This is a genomic window from Sporolactobacillus terrae DSM 11697, assembly GCF_000648615.1.
GTDB lineage: Bacteria > Bacillota > Bacilli > Bacillales > Sporolactobacillaceae > Sporolactobacillus > Sporolactobacillus terrae.
Window position 1 is genome coordinate 31,459 of sequence record NZ_JFZC01000063.1, and the last position, 20,076, is coordinate 51,534.

20 protein-coding genes are annotated in these 20,076 nt (G+C 46.7%); 18 read left to right on the top strand and 2 right to left on the bottom strand.

Annotated elements, in window-relative coordinates:
• Positions 1-22 precede the first annotated feature (22 nt).
• The 12 genes from AA84_RS0112470 (at position 23) to AA84_RS0112535 (ending at position 11,396) form a co-directional block, all read left to right on the top strand.
• The gene (locus tag AA84_RS0112470) at positions 23-856 is read left to right on the top strand and encodes a flagellar hook-basal body protein (protein ID WP_028977476.1); all 834 of its coding nucleotides are present in this window, start codon (positions 23-25) and stop codon (positions 854-856) included.
• Positions 857-870: 14 nt separating this feature from the next.
• Complete coding sequence (locus tag AA84_RS0112475) at positions 871-1,203, top strand: DNA-directed RNA polymerase subunit beta (RefSeq protein ID WP_028977477.1); 333 nt, start codon at positions 871-873, stop codon at positions 1,201-1,203.
• A gap of 33 nt (positions 1,204-1,236) precedes the next feature.
• Entirely contained in the window at positions 1,237-1,668 is a 432-nt protein-coding gene (fabZ, locus tag AA84_RS0112480) for a 3-hydroxyacyl-ACP dehydratase FabZ (protein ID WP_028977478.1), read from the top strand.
• A gap of 168 nt (positions 1,669-1,836) precedes the next feature.
• Complete coding sequence (locus AA84_RS0112485; RefSeq protein ID WP_028977479.1) at positions 1,837-2,343, top strand: thioredoxin domain-containing protein; 507 nt, start codon at positions 1,837-1,839, stop codon at positions 2,341-2,343.
• Between the two features lie 44 nt (positions 2,344-2,387).
• Positions 2,388-2,924 (top strand): Ger(x)C family spore germination C-terminal domain-containing protein, encoded by a 537-nt coding sequence (locus AA84_RS0112490; RefSeq protein WP_028977480.1) that lies wholly within the window; start codon positions 2,388-2,390, stop codon positions 2,922-2,924.
• A gap of 216 nt (positions 2,925-3,140) precedes the next feature.
• A complete protein-coding gene (locus AA84_RS0112495; RefSeq protein ID WP_051578000.1) occupies positions 3,141-4,370 on the top strand; it encodes an MFS transporter in 1,230 nt (409 codons plus the stop codon).
• Positions 4,371-4,381: 11 nt separating this feature from the next.
• On the top strand, positions 4,382-5,158 hold the full coding sequence (locus tag AA84_RS0112500) for an IclR family transcriptional regulator (protein ID WP_028977482.1): 777 nt from the start codon (positions 4,382-4,384) through the stop codon (positions 5,156-5,158).
• 298 nt (positions 5,159-5,456) lie between these two features.
• Complete coding sequence (locus AA84_RS0112510) at positions 5,457-6,725, top strand: Zn-dependent hydrolase (RefSeq protein WP_028977484.1); 1,269 nt, start codon at positions 5,457-5,459, stop codon at positions 6,723-6,725.
• A complete protein-coding gene (locus AA84_RS0112515) occupies positions 6,722-7,504 on the top strand; it encodes a dihydroorotate dehydrogenase electron transfer subunit (protein WP_028977485.1) in 783 nt (260 codons plus the stop codon). Before AA84_RS0112510 ends, AA84_RS0112515 begins: the two co-directional genes overlap by 4 nt.
• The gene (locus AA84_RS0112520; RefSeq protein ID WP_028977486.1) at positions 7,501-8,409 is read left to right on the top strand and encodes a dihydroorotate dehydrogenase; all 909 of its coding nucleotides are present in this window, start codon (positions 7,501-7,503) and stop codon (positions 8,407-8,409) included. Before AA84_RS0112515 ends, AA84_RS0112520 begins: the two co-directional genes overlap by 4 nt.
• Positions 8,410-8,656: 247 nt before the next feature.
• Entirely contained in the window at positions 8,657-10,051 is a 1,395-nt protein-coding gene (gene allB, locus AA84_RS0112530; RefSeq protein WP_028977487.1) for an allantoinase AllB, read from the top strand.
• Positions 10,052-10,400: 349 nt separating this feature from the next.
• Positions 10,401-11,396, top strand: a complete 996-nt coding sequence (locus AA84_RS0112535) for a hypothetical protein (protein ID WP_028977488.1) — start codon at positions 10,401-10,403, stop codon at positions 11,394-11,396.
• Positions 11,397-11,705: 309 nt separating this feature from the next.
• On the opposite strand, the gene AA84_RS0112545 is transcribed toward AA84_RS0112535, so the two are convergent.
• The gene (locus AA84_RS0112545) at positions 11,706-13,055 is read right to left on the bottom strand and encodes a TrkH family potassium uptake protein (RefSeq protein WP_081791784.1); all 1,350 of its coding nucleotides are present in this window, start codon (positions 13,053-13,055) and stop codon (positions 11,706-11,708) included.
• 58 nt (positions 13,056-13,113) lie between these two features.
• Entirely contained in the window at positions 13,114-13,770 is a 657-nt protein-coding gene (locus AA84_RS0112550; protein WP_028977491.1) for a potassium channel family protein, read from the bottom strand.
• A gap of 596 nt (positions 13,771-14,366) precedes the next feature.
• On the opposite strand from AA84_RS0112550, the gene galU reads away from it, so the two are divergent.
• The 6 genes from galU (at position 14,367) to AA84_RS0112580 (ending at position 20,063) form a co-directional block, all read left to right on the top strand.
• The gene (galU, locus tag AA84_RS0112555) at positions 14,367-15,248 is read left to right on the top strand and encodes a UTP--glucose-1-phosphate uridylyltransferase GalU (RefSeq protein WP_028977492.1); all 882 of its coding nucleotides are present in this window, start codon (positions 14,367-14,369) and stop codon (positions 15,246-15,248) included.
• Between the two features lie 74 nt (positions 15,249-15,322).
• A complete protein-coding gene (locus AA84_RS0112560; RefSeq protein ID WP_236628093.1) occupies positions 15,323-15,964 on the top strand; it encodes a sugar transferase in 642 nt (213 codons plus the stop codon).
• A gap of 54 nt (positions 15,965-16,018) precedes the next feature.
• Entirely contained in the window at positions 16,019-16,792 is a 774-nt protein-coding gene (locus AA84_RS0112565; RefSeq protein WP_028977494.1) for a DUF4422 domain-containing protein, read from the top strand.
• Positions 16,793-16,804: 12 nt separating this feature from the next.
• Positions 16,805-17,761 carry a glycosyltransferase family 2 protein gene (locus AA84_RS0112570; protein ID WP_028977495.1) on the top strand — a complete coding sequence of 319 codons (957 nt, stop codon included), beginning with the start codon at positions 16,805-16,807 and terminating at the stop codon, positions 17,759-17,761.
• A gap of 63 nt (positions 17,762-17,824) precedes the next feature.
• The gene (locus AA84_RS17820) at positions 17,825-18,592 is read left to right on the top strand and encodes a glycosyltransferase family 32 protein (RefSeq protein ID WP_051578001.1); all 768 of its coding nucleotides are present in this window, start codon (positions 17,825-17,827) and stop codon (positions 18,590-18,592) included.
• 70 nt (positions 18,593-18,662) lie between these two features.
• The gene (locus AA84_RS0112580) at positions 18,663-20,063 is read left to right on the top strand and encodes an O-antigen ligase family protein (protein ID WP_028977496.1); all 1,401 of its coding nucleotides are present in this window, start codon (positions 18,663-18,665) and stop codon (positions 20,061-20,063) included.
• Positions 20,064-20,076 lie beyond the last annotated feature (13 nt).

Consider the following 20,076-nt stretch of genomic DNA (forward strand, 5'->3'; position numbering starts at 1 on the left):
TCGGAAAAGGCGGGTGAGTCGCGTGCAGCAGCAAATGATGGCTTCAGGGGTCACACTGGGGCAGATACAGCAGCAACTGGATACCGTGGCCAACAATATAGCAAATGTCGGAACGAACGGCTACAAAAGCCGCGATGCCAAATTTGTTGATCTTCTATTTCAGCAAATTGACAATTTGAATCCGGCCGATCAGGATCAAACCGATACGGAAAATCGGCTGACGCCGAACGGCATTCGCAGCGGTTCGGGCGTTAAGGTCGGCGACACATCGCTGGATTTGTCTGCAGGCGCGATTAAAGAAACCGACAATCCGCTTGACCTTGCTTTAACGGATGCGCACCAATTTTTTACCGTTGACGGAGGCGGTGCAACCGCCTATACGCGTGACGGCGCCTTTAACACTCAGCCCGATCCGGGAAATGCGAACCAGTTGCGGCTTCTGACGAAAAGCGGAGCGGCTGTGCTTGACGCAGGCGGGCAGCCAATAACAATCCCCGCACATTATCGGGACATCCAGATCGATCAAACCGGACAGATCAATGTGATCTTGAACAACGGCACAACCGTTAATGCCGGTCAGCTAGGCATCGTAACGATTAATCGCCCGCAGCTTCTCGAGAGCAGCGGCAATAACCAGTACACCTTGCCGAATTTGGCTTCGCTTGGCATTGGCCTCAACCAAGTTGTTCAGCCGGCCGCAGGCAGTGTCACCCAAGGCAGTCTGGAAAATTCCAATGTTGATCTGACCAAAGAAATGGCCGATCTTATTAATTTGCAGCACAACTACCAGCTGAACGCGCGATCCGTGACCATCGGCGACCAGATGGCCGGATTGGTCAACGGTCTGCTGCGCTAAGCGAGGAACAAAGCATGGAACCGAACGAAAAGATACATAATAAAACCAATCCACCGGGAACGAGAAAAGCTGCCCGCGATCAGCGCAAAGCTGCGCAAAAAGCAGAACGCAAAACGGGGAAAAAACGTCCAACTCAAGAACAAAAGCCGCTTTATAATCCGTTTTTCGCTTATAAAAAGCGCCGTTTTCCAATTTGGCAGCGTTTGATTGCCTTAATCGCACTTTGCTGCATTGCCCTGGCTGCCGGAGCAATGCTCGGTTACGGCGGGTTCGGACACCGCAACCCATTCGCCGTTTTCGCTCCGGATACGTGGCAGCACATTTTTGATTTTTTCCGAACCCATTGAGTGAAAGGGGGAGAGGCGCAGCTGCGCCATCCTATGCTAACCATTGACGAGATAAAAAAGATTTTGCCACACCGTTATCCATTCCTGCTCGTTGACAAAGTGCTCGAAGTCGAAGACGGGAAGAAAGCGGTCGGCATTAAAAACGTAACCGTAAACGAACCGTTTTTCCAAGGCCATTTTCCTGATTATCCGGTCATGCCCGGCGTCCTCATCGTTGAAGCACTCGCACAAATCAGCGGCATCGCCGTCCTCAGCAAAGGCCAACAAGAAAACATGCTGACCCTGTACGCCGGAATCGACAAGTGCCGTTTTAAGCGCCAAGTACGCCCCGGAGATCAACTTAAACTAGAAGCAGAAATCCTCCGATTCCGCGGCGGATTCGCCAAAGCCAAAGGCACCGCCAGCGTCGACGGCGAAATCGCCTGCGAAGCAGAAATGATGTTCGCACTCAAAGCAGCAGAATAAAAAAGATCGCAGAGCACACATCTGCGATCTTTTTAATCAAGGAAGAATCGGTAGAGCGAAAACCCGAAGTTAAAGCAAAACGCATCGCAACACGACAAGCATGAAATTAGACAGCCAAAAATCGAGGAATTATGATAAAGAATAAGAAACAATAAGGGGGAATCATCCATGACACAACTCTCCGACACCGGATTTCATTTCGGCGATCCGGCAGCACCGATCAAATTGACCGTGTTCACCAACTTGGCTTGCCCACATTGCGCCGCATTTTTCACGAACAACGACCTGACTCCGTACTTTGAGAACAAACAGCTTGAACTCGTACTGAAATTCTTCGACAAGCCAAAAATCGGCCTGCTCAAAGGCAACCTCGTTCATCTGTTCTTGGACTACAATCAACAGGAAAAAATCAACCCAATTATTTTACAACTGTTCAAGGATCAATCCGAGTGGAAAAAGCTGAGCGATGACGCATTGAAAACCACGCTCAAAGAAAAATATGGACTGGATGTCCATCCCGAAAATACAGATTATAGCTTGACGATTGCCAAAGAAGCGATCGACTTCAACGCAACCTCGGTACCAACCGCGTTGATCAGCATCAATGGAGAAGCACCAAAAAAAATCAATCAAGACGAATTGAAAGAGACCCTTGAATCTGTTCCCGCAAACTAAATAAAGAAGCAAGATAAAGGCTGAGCTACGATGCTCAGCCTTTATTGGTTCTGTCCACTGAAGAAACTTCAAACCCGGAAAGTCGTATCAAACGGACCGAATTTCGTATCAAACCATCCAAAATTTGTATCAAACTTGAAAACGGCCATACCGGCGAATACAGAGACAACACGTTCACATTCAAACCGAAAGGGAACCGAGGCAGACTTTCTATGAATATCCAAGACATTCAACTGCGAGCCGTTCCAACCATCAATCACGGGCGCTGGCATCTCTCCATCCATCTGAGCGGCAAGGGCATACTGCAGGAAAACACAACTGCACTCAATCCGCTGAACGCGCGCGACCGGCGCCGGATTGAGCAGCAAACCGAAGCATATCTCGCATCACTGATTACCAAGGGCTTTAAACAAAGCCAATGCGTTGGCAGCGATGTCTACATGACGTACGAAGTGTTCGAGCGCAGCTATCCGCATGAATGCCAACGCGCCCGAGCGCATTGGGCGACCGTATATCCGAACATTCATCTCTCGGTCCATCCGCAGATTCAACTGATGCATTCCGGAGCGAGCAACAGCTGACCCTAAGGAAACATCGAACAAGGACACTTTATGCAGAAAAACAAAAAACGTTGTCAGAATATCTGACAAATCTATTTCCCAAATCCTAAATTCCAGATAGAATAAGAACGTACTTTTTATTTTTCTTTGTTAAAAAAAGAAACACAGTTCCACTCAGTGGAACAAAAGAGCGCACAGTTTAGACAAACACATTTTGGGGTGAAGGGTGAGAAACGAATGACAGAGACAACCAGCAAGTTGCAAGAAGAGGAAAAGGTGGGCCCTTATCAACACCAGACGCTTTGGGCATCGATCGTCGGCTATGCGATGGACGGTCTGGATATGATGATTCTTTCCTTTGTTCTGCCATTAATTATTGCGTATTACAGTTTGAACCCCGCGCAGGCGGGAAGTATTTCAACCATTACAATGCTAGGGGTTGTGGTCGGCGGTTATTTGTTCGGGATCCTCGCCGACAGCTACGGACGTGTGCGCGTGTTTACATGGACGATCCTCATTTTCTCCGTGTTTACCGGTCTTTGCGCGTTTGCACCGAATTTTGAAACGTTTAACATCTTCCGCTTTCTCTCCGGACTTGGGCTCGGCGGAGAATTCGGAATCGGGATGACCCTGGTTACAGAGACATGGCCGAAGAAACTGCGGACACGCGCAACCTCCTATGTCGCGCTTGGCTATCAGGGCGGGACGATTCTCGCCACATTGATGGCCGCATTCATTGCGCCGCATTTCGGCTGGAAAGGCGTATTCCTTGTCGGCGTCGTTCCCGCACTGCTTGCTTGGTGGTCGCGTCGCAATTTGAAAGAACCGGAAATCTGGCTGAAGTCAAAGGGTGAAAAGAAATCATCCATTTCGATTGTTGAACTGTTCAAGGGCTGGCGCATTACCGGAACAACGCTCGGCTTGATTATCATTTGCAGCGTGCAGAACTTCGGCTATTTCGGCATCATGAACTGGATGCCGACCATGCTTGCTCAACAGCACCACTACACGATTAACGGAACCGTGGTTTGGACCATTTCCACCGTTATCGGCATGGTGCTGGGCATCATTGTTTTCGCTTGGCTTGCCGATACATGGGGACGCAAACCGGCCTACATGACGTTCCAAATCTGCGCCGCGCTGATCGTCTGGATTTATTTCCAGATCGGCACCCCAACGTTACTGGTTGCACTTGGATCGGTACTCGGGTTCTTCGTTAACGGCATGATGGGCGGCTACGGCGCGCTGCTTGCCGAGCATTATGCGACAAGCGCTCGCTCCACAGCGGAAAATATTATTTTCAACACCGGGCGCTTTTTCGGCAGCTTCGGGCCGCTGATCATCGGATTCATGGCCCTCAATCACTCACTTAGTGCGGCGCTCGGTACGATCTCCGTTGTTTATATCCTGGCCGCCGTATCGATGTTCCTGCTTGTCCCGGAAACAAAGGGTAAGGATCTTGCTTAATAAAGGACGTGATGACCATCGAATGGATGGACCGCTTTGTTAAATTGATGGATGTAATCAGCGACTGTCCGGCCGGCGGTATCGGCATTACCGAGCTTTCCAAACAAACGCTGCTCAGCAAAGGGAGCTTACACCGCATGCTGCAGAACATGTGCGGCTATCACTTGGTGGTTCAGAGCGCGGAAACAAAGAAATATATGCTGGGACCTAAAGCAATGAGTTGGGGCAGTACGTTTTTGCAAAACCGCGATCCGGTTGGACTGTTGGCGCAGTATTGCAAGCAGGTTGGCGATGAAACCGGCCTCTATGCCTTCATTTGCCGCTATCAGGCCAATGAAGTGTTCTGCACGCATACGCATCAACCGCTAAGCACCGGCGCGAACTTCTTTGTCCATGTCGGTCAACGCATGCCGCTGAATGCGGCGGCTGCCGCGCAGATTATTCTCGCTTATCAGCCCGATTCGGTCATTGACGGGATGCTGGAGAAAGAAGTGCTCCATCCGTACACGCCGTATACATTGACGGATCCGGACCAGCTGCGCCGCAAGATTGACCAAGCGCGGCAAACGGGCGAAGCCTACTGCAAGCAAGAACTAGAGCTTGGCACGTCAGCACTATCCGTACCGATTTTTCATAGCAAAAATCAAGCGCTGCTCAGCTTGAGCCTTGTCGGCAAGCAGCATTATTTTGACGAAAATAAAGATCAAATAGGCAAAGTCTTGCATCAAGCCGCAGACCAAGCCAGTGATCATCTGAGCGCGATGCAGGCGCTAAGCTCACTTTTTTAATAGGTTAAGACAGAATGTGATTTTTGGTCGCGCAAAAAGCCAGTGCGTCAAACGCGCAGATGCTCTGACGCCCGCGGCAAGCGAGCAACCGAAGCGACGATTCAGCACCGAAAAGACACGAGCCCATTACATATGGCTGGAGATTAAGGACCGGACGCTTTTTGCCCGTTTTTTCTTAAAACAACAAAATGAAAAAAGTGCCGGATGTTTAAGCGATTCGTCTCGCAGGACACCGGTACTTTTTCCTTCACAAGATAGAGAAAGATTCTGAAGCAACAAATAAGGATGGCGATGGTTAATGGTTGACACGCAGCGCGTGAAACAAACAATGCGCGAACTTGCACAGATCGGACGAACAGACCGCGGGATGATGCGGCTTGCTTACAGCAAAGCAGAAGAGCAGGCGACAAATGTTTTGATTGAACAGTGCCAAGCGGCAGGATTAGCGGTACACGTCGATTCGGTCGGCAATGTGACCGCCCGCAGGCAAGGTCGTTGTCCGGAACTTCCGGCAATTGGGATCGGCTCACATCTGGATACCGTCTATGAAGGCGGGACTTACGACGGCACCCTCGGCGTATTGGCCGCACTGGAAGTCCTGCGCGACTTGAATGCGCGCAGGATCGAAACGATACGCCCGATCGAGCTGTTTTCCTTCGCATGCGAGGAGTCGGCGCGATTCGGCTTCTCGCAAATCGGCAGCAAAGCGATTGCCGGCCTCATTGAGCAAAAGGACATTGCCGCGCTCACTGATAAAGAGGGGACGCCGATTCAAACGGTTTTTGCCAAGCGCGGCCTTGACTTCAGCAAGCTCGGGGAGGCACGTCTGCCAAAGCATAGATTGGCAGCCTTTCTGGAAATGCATATTGAGCAAGGACCAATACTCGAGGCGAAAAATCTGTCAATTGGCGTGGTAAGCGGCATCGCGGCACCGACGCGTTTCAGCATCTGCGTCAAAGGCCATGCGGCTCATTCCGGTTCAACACCGATGAATCAACGCCATGATGCGTTGATCGGTGCCGCTGAAATCACCTTGGAGCTGGAAAAAGAGGCACGCCGTGAGATGGCGCATGGTACGGTGGCCACCGTCGGCGATATTGAAATTGCACCGGGGGCGATGAACGTCGTGCCGGGCGAGACCCATATCAAGGTCGACATTCGCAGCATTTCACGCGCGTCGAAAGCCCGTGTCGTGCAATTCCTGTATGAGCTCATGGAGCATCTGCGCCAAACGCGCCGGCTGGACATTACCTGCAGGATGCTGAGTGATGAAACGCCGGTGCAGATGGATGAAGCCTTAATCGAAACGGTTGAGTCGGTCTGCCGCAGCAAGAACATTGCGTCGATGCGGATGCCAAGCGGGGCCGGGCACGACACGATGAACATGGCTGCGCTCTGCCCGGTCGGCATGATTTTCGTTCCCTCAACCGGCGGCATCAGCCATCATCCCGACGAACACACCAACTTAAGCGACATTATCACCGGCATTGACGTGCTCGAATCGGCCGTGCTCGAATGCGCCGGCAATGCCGCTGAGCAGAAAGCAGGTGCAGTAAAAGACCAATGAAACTCTTTAATGCGAAAATTATTGCCAACCATCCGATCAATGCCCGCTACTGGCATATGATCCTCGATGCGTCGATGCTGGATGAACACGTCGCACCCGGTCAATTCTTTCATCTTCAATGCGGCGATGCGCAGCAGAATCCGCTGCGCCGTCCGCTCAGCGTCTTCCATTATCATCAAGCATCGGCGACTTTGGAATTTCTCTATCTTGTAAAAGGAAGCGGGACGCAGCAGATGACCCAGCGCCGCCCCGGCGACTACATGAACTTGATTGGCCCGCTCGGACGCGGGTTCACGCTTCCGGAACAAGGTGCGCTGCTGCTGATCGCCCGCGGTGTCGGTGTCGCCACCTTGCATGCGCTGGCACGCGAGGCACGCGCGCAAAACAAAGCGGTTCATGTTTTGCTCAGCGCGCGAACAGCAAACGATCTACTGACAGCCACCGCCTTGGCGGAAATCGGTGCCAACGTCTACACGGTGACCGATCAGGAGGGCACGAGCAACTTGGAACAGGTGCGGCCGCGTTTGGAGCAGTTAATCCATGCCGAGAAAATCGGTGCGCTGTACAGCTGCGGCTCGCGCCGGTTGAGCAAGCTGGCTCAAGACTTAGCGGAAAAGTATCACTTGAAAGGAGAGCTGGCAACCGAAGCGCACATGGCTTGCGGCATCGGTGACTGCTACGCCTGCGCATGCACGATCCGCAGCCATGGCCAGTTGAAAACAGCCCGCGTCTGCAGCGACGGACCGGTCTTTCCAATCGAACAGGTGGTGATCCAATGAGCGATCTGTCTGTGCACATTGGAAAGCTGATTTTGAAAAATCCGATCATGCCCGCTTCCGGCACGTTCGGTGCAGAGCTCACGCCGCTGCTTGACATCAATCGGCTCGGTGCGCTTGTACCCAAAAGTGTCACCGTCTCTGCCCGCGACGGGAATCCGGTGCCGCGAGTTTGTGAAACAAGCGGAAGCATGATCAACTCGATCGGCATTCAAAGCAAAGGGATTGACGACTACGTGACGCATCAGTTGCCGGCATACCGCAAATTCAGCCCGCCGCTGATCGCCAGCATCTCCGGTGAAACGATTGATGAATTTGAAACCTTAGCAGCACGGCTTGACGCGCAGCCGGACGTTGCAGCACTTGAGCTCAACATCTCTTGTCCGAACTTGCGTGCGAATGGACAAGCGTTCGGCATGAGTGCTGAAGCAACCGCTCAGCTTGTGCGCACCGTTCGCGCAATAACCGATAAAACGGTGATCGTAAAATTAACGCCCAATGTGACCCGGATCCAAGACATCGCCCAAGCCGCAGAACATGCCGGAGCCGATGCGCTGACCGTGGCCAATACCTTTCTGGCCATGGCGATCGATAGCGAAACGCGCAAACCACGCATCGGCAACATTATGGGCGGCCTATCCGGGGCAGCGGTCAAACCGCTTGTCGTCCGCCTGATTTATCAAGTCCATCAAGCGACCCGTCTGCCGATTATTGGCAGCGGCGGCGTCATGAACGGACAAGACGCGATCGAGATGATCCTCGCCGGCGCATCCGCCGTGCAGGTCGGCACCGCAACGTTTCTCCAACCGAACGCCATGACCACAATCATCGACGACATCGACGATTATTTGAACCGTCATCAGATTGAGCATCTGACCGATCTCATCGGGCAGGTAGATCTCAGTTAACGACCGTCGCACCTAAAAAAGGCAGCCCGCAATCGCATAGGCGAAACATGGCACGCAGTCAAGCCGCACTGAAACGGGCTCAAATTGCAGCGAATTGCCCGCTGTTGATGCGAGCAAGCCAAACACGCACAATGCGCCGTGCCAAAACGGTGGTCGCTCAATTTCTGTGAATCAACAACAAACACTTTTGCCATCGTACCGTAAAATCCCGTATAATTTAAGCAGACATATAGACGGAGGCGAAATCATGCACTGGGATCATCTCATCAAAAACGGAACCATCGCCACACCAAGCGAAACGTATCAAGCCAATCTCTATATAAAAGAAGGAAAAATTTCCGCGATCTCCAAAACGGCGCTTGAAGGAACGGCCGAACAGGAAACCGACGCGCGCGGCCAATACATACTGCCCGGGCTGATCGACGTCCATGTTCATTCGCGTGATCCGGGGCCAACCTACAAAGAGGATTTCTTCACCTCAACCCAAGCGGCGGCTGCCGGAGGGATCACCACGATCTTCGACATGCCGAACACGACACCGCCGACACGCGATGCCGCCAGCTACCAAGCACAGGTGGCCAACCTGACGCCGAAAGCCCATGTCGACTTCGGACTTTGGGGCATCGCGCTCGGACCGATGAACAACGCCGGCTTGCCCGAACTCCATGACGCCGGCGTGATCGGCATCAAGTATTTCTGGGGCTACGCGGTCAACAAGAACACATTCCAGCTCACCTACAACTACGAACCGGGCATGACCGACGTGCTGCCGCCGCTGTCTGACGGCGAGGTCTACCAAATTTTCCAAGACGTCGCCAAGACCGGCAATGTTCTCGCCATCCACGGCGAAGACAGCAGCTTGATCCAAACCTTGACCGAGCAGGTGAAAAAGAGCGGACGTGACGATTACGAGGCGCTGCTCGACGGACGCCCGAATCTGGCCGAAGAAGTTACCGTACAAATGGGCACGGCCTTCTCACGCGCATCCGGCGCCAAACTGCATGTGCTCCATGTGACCACTGCCGAGGCAGCAGACGCGATTCGCCGCGCACAAGCCCAAGGCGCGCCGGTCAGCGCTGAAACCTGCCCGCATTACCTGTTCCTCAGCAACGAGGACTACCCAACCGTCGGCGCAGTAATGAAAATCTACCCGCCGGTTAAGTACAAAAAGGATCAACAAGCGCTGTGGCAGGCAATCAATGATGGCACGATCACGATCATTTCATCCGACCACGCGCCGCATACAGCCGAAGAAAAATCCGGCAGCCTCTGGAAAATACCGGCCGGCATGCCGGGCACCGAAACGATGGCGCCACTGATGCTGAATGCCGTTAACGAAGGCAAGCTTAGCCTGCAAAAACTGACGGCACTGATGTCGGAAAACCCGGCCAAACGCTTCGGCATCTACCCGCAGAAAGGTTCGCTCGAAGTCGGCACCGACGCCGACATCACGATTGTCGATCTAAACAAGGAAACAACGATCAAAGCGACGAACCTGCACAGCAAAAGCAAAGTCACCGCCTATGACGGCTGGCACATCAAAGGCGTTCCGGTGCAAACCATCGTCCGCGGCGTAACAGTCATGAAAAATGGCGAAATCGTCCACGGCCCAATCGGACACGTTGTAAAACCAAGCAAATAAGAGAAAAACGAAGGCAAGCGCGCGCAACACAAGACGCTTTTGCCTTTTTTTACACTGGTAAGAAAGTATAGAAAATAAAAAGATTTAAGGAAACGAGTGTAAGTGCAACTAAGCCTTTGCCTTCGCCAGAGGCTTGGCAAAGCCAAGTTTTCTAATCATTGAAGCAAAGATTCCGCATTCCGCAACAGCTCATCCGCAAATGTAGCAGCCAAAAAGAGAGCGTTGACCAAGCGCCCCCGCAAAAAAGAGTAGAGCGATTAAAAAGAACCACGGCGCGCCTTCTGAGTGTACGCGGCAGTGTCTGTCCGTTTATAATGCATGTATCACACAAAAATCGAGGGGAGACCTTTTGAAAAAAGTAATCCGTGTATGCGTAGCCGCAGTTCTGGCTCTGTCACTGACCGCTTGCGGCGGAGCAGATTCAGAACCAAACAGCCCGCACTCCGAAAGCGAGCCCATAAAAAAAGCAGCACCAGAACAACCCAAAAATCAACCAAGCGATGCAGACTCGTCTTCATCCGCACAAACGCCGGAAAAAGATACAAAGCAGACCCCTTACAGCGGCTATTGGATATCGACGAAAAATGCACGTTATTCCATAACGGTCAGGGCGAACCGGATCCTGTACAATGACGGGATCGGCAGCTATGGACAAATTAAGCGGAACGATAAATGGACAGTAAAAGCGAATCAAATCAGCCTAAATAATGCGGCACTGATTGCAAACGACGGTCAGGTCACCGGCTACGTCACGCAAACTCTGACACTATCGCACGATAAAAAGACGCTCCGCATATCTAAAAATAGCGCACGCGGCAACAAGAACGCCGATGCAGCTCAGTTCGACAAAGCATTCAACACGCATTACAGCGGCACGTTTAAAAAGGTAGAACCAACGAACACTAAAGGAAAAACGCCAATACATACGCCGTCTGCTGATGCGAGCAGCACGTCGACGCCTCAAACAAGCCGATATACGGGCGTTTGGTCGAATACAACCCAGAACTTTACCGCGTACTACAAAGACCAATTTACCGATCATGGCCCTACAGAACCGATCCAAAAGGTCACGATTGATATGCCGTCCTATAACCTTATCAAAATCTCAATCGAGCATATCCTGGGCAACAGGCAGATGCCGGGAACAATGAAACACATCGTCCCGATTGATCTCGACGGCAAAGGATCATTCACGTTCACCGACAGCTTTCACAACAAAGGCGGCGTCGCCAAGATTCAATTAAAAGACAACAAAGTTTATTATGACCTTCACTACACCGTAAAACCAAAAGAAGCAGCACTGCAGGAAGGCAGCCATAGCCTTCATATGAAAAAAGTTGAGTAAAGATGTAGTTTTATAGGACGATGTTACGATGCGTGCGAAAACAAGCTAGACGAAAGATCTCTTCATTGATCAGACTGGCACGCAAACAAACAAATTTAGGGGAAAACGAAAATGCAAATGCGCATTAAACGTATTGTTTTCCTTTTTGTGGAAGATAGGGTACATGGAATTGAAGTATAATTTGCATGATCATGATATAACTAAACGATTTACCCAACAACAAAGCCACGATCGGATCACTCAGAATCGTGGCTTTTATCTTTATAGTAACAGGTGCAACGCTTGCGGGCGACGGATCCACAGGAATGCTCACCCCGTATAAATCTCCCCATCCGGATAGCGGATGTCAACATGTGAACGTTTGGTCACCGAGAAGGCCAGCGTCAGCGGCCCGACCTTGCCGAAGAACATCAGGCACATAATCACGACTTTGCCGAACGGCGACAGTTGTGCGGTTGCGCCGATCGTTTCGCCGGCGGTTCCAAACGCGGAAATCACCTCAAACAAGATCACGAGAAACGGCTGATCCTCCGATAAGCAGAGCAGAAACAATCCGACCAGGATGACGATCAGCGAAATCGAGATGATTGATACGGCGCGAATGATCACTTGGTGACGGATTGTCCGCTTATTAATCACCACCTCGCGCCGCCCTTTCAGAAACGTCAGCATCTGCGCAAGCACGATCATGAACGTGGTCAGCTTAATCCCGCCGCTGGTCGACGTGCTGCCGGCACCGATGAACATCATCAGCATCGTCAGCAGCAGCGATGCTTGGCTAAGGCCGGCGGGATCAAGCGTTGTAATCCCGGCGGTTCGCGGCGAGACGCCTTGAAAGAAGGCCGCCCACAGCTTGTCCACGAAGCTGAGCGGGCCGAGCGAATGCGGGTTGCCATATTCAATCACAAAAATGGCCAGTACCATGATGACGTTGATCACCAGCGTACCGGAAAGCATCACCTGTGCGTGAATGGACAGCTTGCGGAACCGGTGGGTGGACAGCAACTCGGCCAGTACCGTAAAGCCGATGCCGCCAATCGTAATCATTGTAATCATCGTCAGATTGACAATCGGATCACCGAGGTAGCGATTCATGCTGCCGGGAAATAGCGAGAACCCGGCTTGGTTGAACCCGCTAATCGAATGAAAAAGGCTGTAATACAGCCCTATACCCCAGCCGAAATCCGGCACGAAGCGGAAGGCAAGGAAGAACATCCCGACCAGCTCAATCGCAAACGAAACGATCAGAATCCAGCTAACGAGCCGAATCACGCCGCCGAGCGACGGCGCGTTCAACGCCTCCTGCATCAGCTGACGCTGACGAATCGAGACTTTCTTGCCAAGCAAAATGACGAAGAAGACGGCAAAGGCCATCACACCGATCCCACCGATCTGAATCAGCACCATCAGCACGACCTGTCCGAACAGCGTAAACGTCTCCGAAGGCTCAAACGGCGTCAATCCGGTCACGGTTGATGCCGATGTGGAAAAGAACAGCGCATCGAGCCAGGATAAGTGCCCGCGCGCCGCAATCGGCAGCTTCAGCAGCAGCGTCCCGACCAGAATCAGCACGACCAGCAGCATCGACAAGAGCAGCGGCGGGTTCGTCGAGATCGCCCGCACATCCAATTTTTTCATCAAACGCTCAAACAGCACCATAGCCAATCTCCTTATAAATAAAAAATCAACCGCCTCATCACGAAACGGTTCATCCCAATCAGACCCCTTGCTTCTCAAAACGTTCCAAATCTTCACTCTTACCGATAATCAGCAACACATCGCCGTGCTTCAATTTCAGTTCGCCAATGTTGCGTACGACGACCGAACGATCGCGACGGATCGCGATCACATTGCAGCCATAGTTGGCGCGCACATCAATTTCCATGATCGACTTGCCGATCAGCCGGTCGGTCACTTCAATTTCAATGATGCTGTAATCTTTAGAAAGCTCGATGTAATCCAGAATCTTATTGGCCGTCGCCAGATGAGCAATGCGGAAGCCGATTTCCACTTCCGGACGGATAATCTTATCAGCCCCGAGCTTCTTCAGAATCTTCTCGTGGTAATCATTCTGAGCCTTCGCCCAAATTTCCTTAACTCCGGCTTCCTTGAGCAGCAGCGTTGTCAAAATGCTCGCCTGAATGTTGCGGCCGATTGCGACAATCACATGATCGAAATTGCGAACGCCAAGCGCCTGCAGCACCTTCTCATCGGTCGAATCCGCCTGCACCGCCTGCGTGACCACATCCGCGTAATCATTCACTTTATCCAGATCAATATCAATCGCCAGAACCTCGCAGCCCATATTCGTCAGCTCAATGCTGATGCTGGAGCCAAGCTGCCCCAGCCCTATTACTGCAAATTGTTTATTCATCGAAATCGTTCCTTTATATACAGAATGCACGAAATGCAAAAAAACAATACCAAATGATTTCCATATAACTGTATGGGAAAGCACGGAGCGTGTCAAATCGATTTCGGGCAATAACAACTTGCAAGAGGACAGCTTGAGATGCATAGACCAAAACGAGGGAGCAACGTTCAATGAACCAAGATTAATACGAAGCAAAATCAATAAGAATTGTATAGTCAATCACGACCAACGACAAAAAATGACACATTCAGCACTTGACTTTGAAATCTTTCTGTAAAAAAAACGTAAATGAACCGCAATCAATTGTAACAAAAGCCGATGCAGCAACGACCCATGACCATCTGCCCATAACTTCCACTTTGCACAAGAAAAAAATATGCTATAATGCTTGTAGCTTGGCGTGTAAAAAATGTCGAGATTTAGAGCAAAGAAGCAGGTGAATGGGGTATAATGGAAGAATCGTTTGCTTTATCCGTTCATTAACTCCTATTCGATTACAAAGATATAGTACACTATTTCCTCAAAATTACGCGAGACTGCAGCAGAGAATAAGCAACCGAGATAATGTGCGTCTCCACGACTCAGGGGGTCTTTTCATGAAGAAAGTCAGAAAAGCAGTCATTCCGGCTGCAGGTTTAGGAACACGCTTCTTACCGGCAACGAAGGCATTGCCTAAGGAAATGCTTCCCATTGTCAACAATCCGACTATTCAGTATATTGTTGAGGAAGCTGTGGAAGCCGGCATTGAAGACATCATCATTGTGACCGGTAAAGGAAAACGGGCCATCGAAGATCACTTCGATACGGCATACGAACTCGAACAAAATTTGATCAAAAAAAATAAACTCGATCTGCTTGAAAAAGTACGTGAACCATCTAAGATTGATATTCACTATATCCGTCAAAAGTCGCCGCAAGGGCTGGGTCACGCGGTTTGGTGTGCCCGCAAGTTCATCGGTGACGAACCATTCGCCGTTCTGCTTGGCGACGATATTGTTCAGGCAGAAACACCATGCATTAAACAATTAATCAACCAATACGAAAAAACCGGATGCTCCTGCATCGGGGTTAAAGAAGTGCCGGAAAACCAGACGCATCGCTATGGCATCATTGATCCGAAAGCGCAAGACGGACGCTTATTTGATGTGCGCAAGTTCGTTGAGAAACCGGAAAGCAACCCACCGTCGAACATGGCGATCATCGGACGCTACGTGCTCACCCCGGAAATCTTTGACTTCCTTGATAAGAAGGAAATCGGTGCCGGCGGCGAGATCCAATTGACCGATGCGATTCAGAAATTAAATGAACTGCAAGGCGTTTTCGCGTATCAATTCGAGGGCAAACGATTCGATGTCGGCGAAACGCTAGGCTTTGTGCTAACCAACATCGAAATGGCGCTTCAAGATAAAACGATTCAGAAGGATGTTCTTAAAGGCATTGAGCAAATCCTTCACGACAACAAACTACCACTCGAATGATGGAGGATAAGACAATGGCGATGCCTAAATCGGAAATCAATGCACGCTACATTGAAGAGACACAACGTACTGTCATGACAAACGCTTATGAACATGACAGTGCTTCATATATGTTTTTCAAAAGAGCCCTTGATTTGTTTGGCGCAGTCATTGGTCTCGTACTCACTTCACCAATTTTTCTCGTTATTTCGTTACTTTATTTGAGAGGAAGCCAGAAAGGTCCGGTATTTTTTAGGCAAAAAAGAATCGGACAGAATGGGATACCTTTTCATATATATAAATTTCGATCGATGGTCGTTGATGCAGAGAATGTGCTCAAGGCCAACCGAAATTTGTACCATAAGTACTTGGAGAATAGTTATAAGTTGGAACCGGAAGAAGATCCCCGTATTACAAAGATTGGAAGATTTCTGCGGAAAACGAGCCTTGATGAGCTTCCACAATTAATTAATGTTATTAAAGGTGAGATGAGTCTCGTTGGTCCGCGACCTGTTGTATCCGAAGAATTGAATGAATATGGTGAAGACAAAGATCTCTTTCTCTCCGCAAAGCCGGGTCTAACAGGTAATTGGCAGGTTTGCGGACGAAGTGAAATTGAGTACCCTGAGCGTTGTAATGTAGAGTTATATTATGTGCGTCATAAGTCATTTGCCTTTGACCTTAAGATACTATTTAAAACAGTCATGACTGTTTTAGCAAAAAAAGGTGCATACTAATAATATCATTTGTAAGGGCAAATACTACTTGTGATATTTGAGGAGCTTGGACAAGTGAGTATTAAAATTATTGTTGCAACACATAAGAAATATAGGATGCCAAAAGATTCAATGTATATTCCAATTCACGTAGGACGCGAAGGAAAAGACGATTTGGGGTACATTGGGGATAATACTGGCGATCATATTTCAATGAAAAACCCTAATTACTGCGAATTGACCGCAGTATATTGGGCATGGAAAAATTTAAATGCAGATTTCATTGGATTGGTCCACTATAGAAGACACTTCTGTGACCAATCTTTTTTTACAGGGTCTACTAAATCTAAGTGGAGTCATATTTTATCTGAAGAAAAAGTTCGTGAATTGCTTGATAGATATGATGTCATCTTGCCTAAGAAGCGTCACTATTGGATTGAAACGAGCCAATCCCATTATGAACATGCACATAATGGGGAAGATCTTCTCCAAACAAGAAAAATTATTGAGAAAAAATATCCTGAGTATATTAAGTACTTTGATGAAGAAATGAATAAAACAGCATCCCATCGCTTTAACATGTTTATTATGAAAGAACATTTGTTTCATAATTACTGTGAGTGGATGTTTGATATATTATTTCAACTTGAAAAAGATATCGATATCTCAAATTATTCTCCAAAGGAAGCTCGGGTTTTTGGATATATCAGTGAACGTTTGCTCGATGTTTGGATCAGTAAGAATTCAATTAATTACGTGGAATTGCCTGTTATGTTTATGGAAAAGCAAAATTGGGGCAAAAAAATTTATGGATTTTTACAAAGAAAATTCTTATCAAATCAAGAGTGAGAGGTTTTTCCTTTGGTATCAATAAGTATCATAATCCCTGCTTACAATGCTGCTGAACAAATTTCAAAGTGTTTAGACAGCATTATTTTTCAAACGAATCGTCCTGATATTGAAATTATTATTATAGATGATGGCTCTACGGATTCCACCTTATCTATATTAAATAGGTACGCAAAGCAGTATAAGTATATTACTGTTTACCGACAGAGGAATCAAAAACAATCAGCAGCAAGAAATAATGGTCTAAAACATGCAAACGGTAAATATATCATGTTTATAGACAGCGATGATTTTCTTGAAGACAATATGCTCTCATCAATGTACCAAGCAGTCGAAAAAGAAAAAAATGATTTATGCATTTGCGGCATTAAGAAAATCTTTAATAATAGAATTGAGTTTGAAACGGAAAGCTGTCTAAAAAGCAGTAACGATTATCTTGCTGACTACTTGACTCATCATAAAGAAATGGATGTTGGACTGTGGAATAAAATTTTCAAAAAGAATATTATTGATGAAAATAATATTCTTTTAGAAAATGGCAATTTTTTTGAAGACACACTCTTTGTCTTTAAATATTTATGCCATGTGAGAAGTGAAATTGTTTTCATTGAAAAACCATTATATAATTTAATGAAGAGAGAAAACTCAACAACTACAAATTATACTCCAGAGATTGAATACTTTTCGTGTCTACTTGTCAAGAAAATAAGTTCTTATCTAAATAAAATGCAGCTAAATAATTATCAAGATTATTTAGACACACTATTCACAAGGAACATAATTCACGTTATTCACCACAATATGAAGTTCAATCAAGTGGATAAAAATAAAAATATAAATCGTTTAGTATCTGAGATTAATTTAAAATCATTTAAATATTTGCCAAGAAATTACAAAATTGCACTATTAGCATTGAAAATTAATTGGCCACTTTATGAAAAATTTTACCTGAGAAAAAAAGGTATATAGTGTGTATACATTAGCTTTCTTATCTAATGTATACTGGTGAGATAAGATTTAGGAGTGAAATTAATGATACCCAAGATAATACACTATATTTGGATTGGTGGGAAAGAGAAACCTAAAAAAGTCTTAGACTGTATTGAATCTTGGAAGCAGATCTTGTCAGGATATGAGATCAAAGAATGGAACGAACATAATTGGCCAATTGATAGTAATCGGTTCGCACATGAAAGCTTTTTAAAAGGAAAGTACGCATTTGTATCGGATGTGATTAGATTGGATGTGCTAGCTAAGTATGGCGGCATATATTTGGATAGTGATGTTCTTGTACATAAAAACTTTGATAGCTTACTGAATAATCCGATCTTTCTAGGCATGATGTATAGCGATGCGCTGAGCACTGCGGTAATCGGTGCTGAACCCGGGAAAAATCTTATTAAAGGTTTACTTAAACTTTATGAAGATCGATCATATGATGACATGTTCAATGGAAAGTTTGATACGAATAATAATGGCACTTTTACTCGCTTTCTTATCGACAATTATCCTGAATTTCAATTGAAAAACAAAATTCAAACATTAAACGATGGAACAGTAATTTATCCAAAGGAGTATTTTGAGTATCCATCCATGAAGAAGTCAATAAATTATTGTGAACATTTATTCATGAAAAGCTGGGCATTTGAGAAACAAAGTCAGCGAGTAGACAGAATAAAAATGATGATTCAAAAATTACTTGGGCACTATCTATTTGGAAAGATAAGCAGTTATCGAGGTCAAAAAAGATATCAATTCTTAAAGGACTATTACAGATTGAAAAATGAAAGAGATAGATGATTAATAGGTAATGTGTGGACAAAGTAGTTGATAGGTTGTTTTACAAATAATTTAGTAATGAGGTAAAATTATGGCTTATTTACTAATTCCGATAAGTTTATTCTACAAGCAAATAATCCCAAATATATACATATATTATGTCCCAGAACTTTCACTTTATGTCTATTCCATTTTAATTGGGCTAGCATATTATAACGATTTGCGTAATAAGAGACGTATAGAGATATGGAGTGCGTTTAACAAGCGTGTGATGTTATGCTTTGTAAGCATAATGATATTTCAATTAATTGCAATGAAAATCAGCTCGATGACAATAGGTCACAGTGTATTTAATAAGTCCCCGCTAAGTGAGTTTATTAAGCTGCTTGTTGTTGGTGGCTGTGTGTTTATTCATTATTTAGTTGTTAAAAAAACGATAGTGACAAAACAATCCTTGGTAAACTTTATTAAAGGAAATGGGGTTGCCTTGGTAATCCTATTATGCATTTGTTACTTACAATTCTTGTTTCTCTTATTTCCAAATGCTTTTTCAAGTATTGTTCGTGTGATCGGTATATTTGAATATCGATATAACAGAGATTGGTACACGGCTGGGAGTTATGTTCAAACGTTAAGAAGAATTAATGGATTAAATCCTGAGCCAGGATATTTAGCCGCTCAGTTATTAGTTGTCTTTGTTCCATTTGTTATGGCATCAATAAAAAATAAAGTGAATGTATTCTCTTTTCATTCGAAATACTACCATTTGCCATTCTTCTTGCTCCTATTCAGTATTATTATCCTGTTATTTTTTGCAAAGACGACTACAGGAATTGCAGCAATCTTGGTAATTCTCATTTCATTATGGTTTTTACTACCTAATAAACAAAAACTGATCACTATTCTTTTATTGCCGATTGCTGGGGCAATCGTATTTATTGTTGCGAAAAGCAATCCTGTATTTATGGGAGTTATAAGTACAACTTTTATCGATAAATTAGGCGGAGATTCGTTTACAAATAGAGCGGGAAGTACCATTGGGTTGATCACTACTTGGCTCCATCATCCAGTATTTGGTGTTGGGTATAACTTCCATAATTTTTATATGTTTAAATATGTACCAGAATGGGCTATGTCAAATTTTGAATATAACACAGTATTTAAACCACAGAATTATTATCCAATTTTAAGTATCTTTTTTGGGTGGTTAGCAGAATTCGGGACACTATTTATTATTTTTATCGTTACATATAGTGTGAAATTATTAAATGATTTACGCCGATTAGCAAAATCTGTTGAGGAGAATCAAGATGAAAGAAGTATGGTGAATGCGATTAAAGATGCGGCCTTCTTCTTCTTTATTTATTATTTTGTGTGTTCATTAGTAAGCTTCAACTGGTATGAGAGTATTTATCTGATCATGATTTTCTATTTTGTTGTTGCCCGTCAAATCCTTAAGCAAAAATATCAAAACGAACTAAGATATAGCTGATTGGAATAAATAT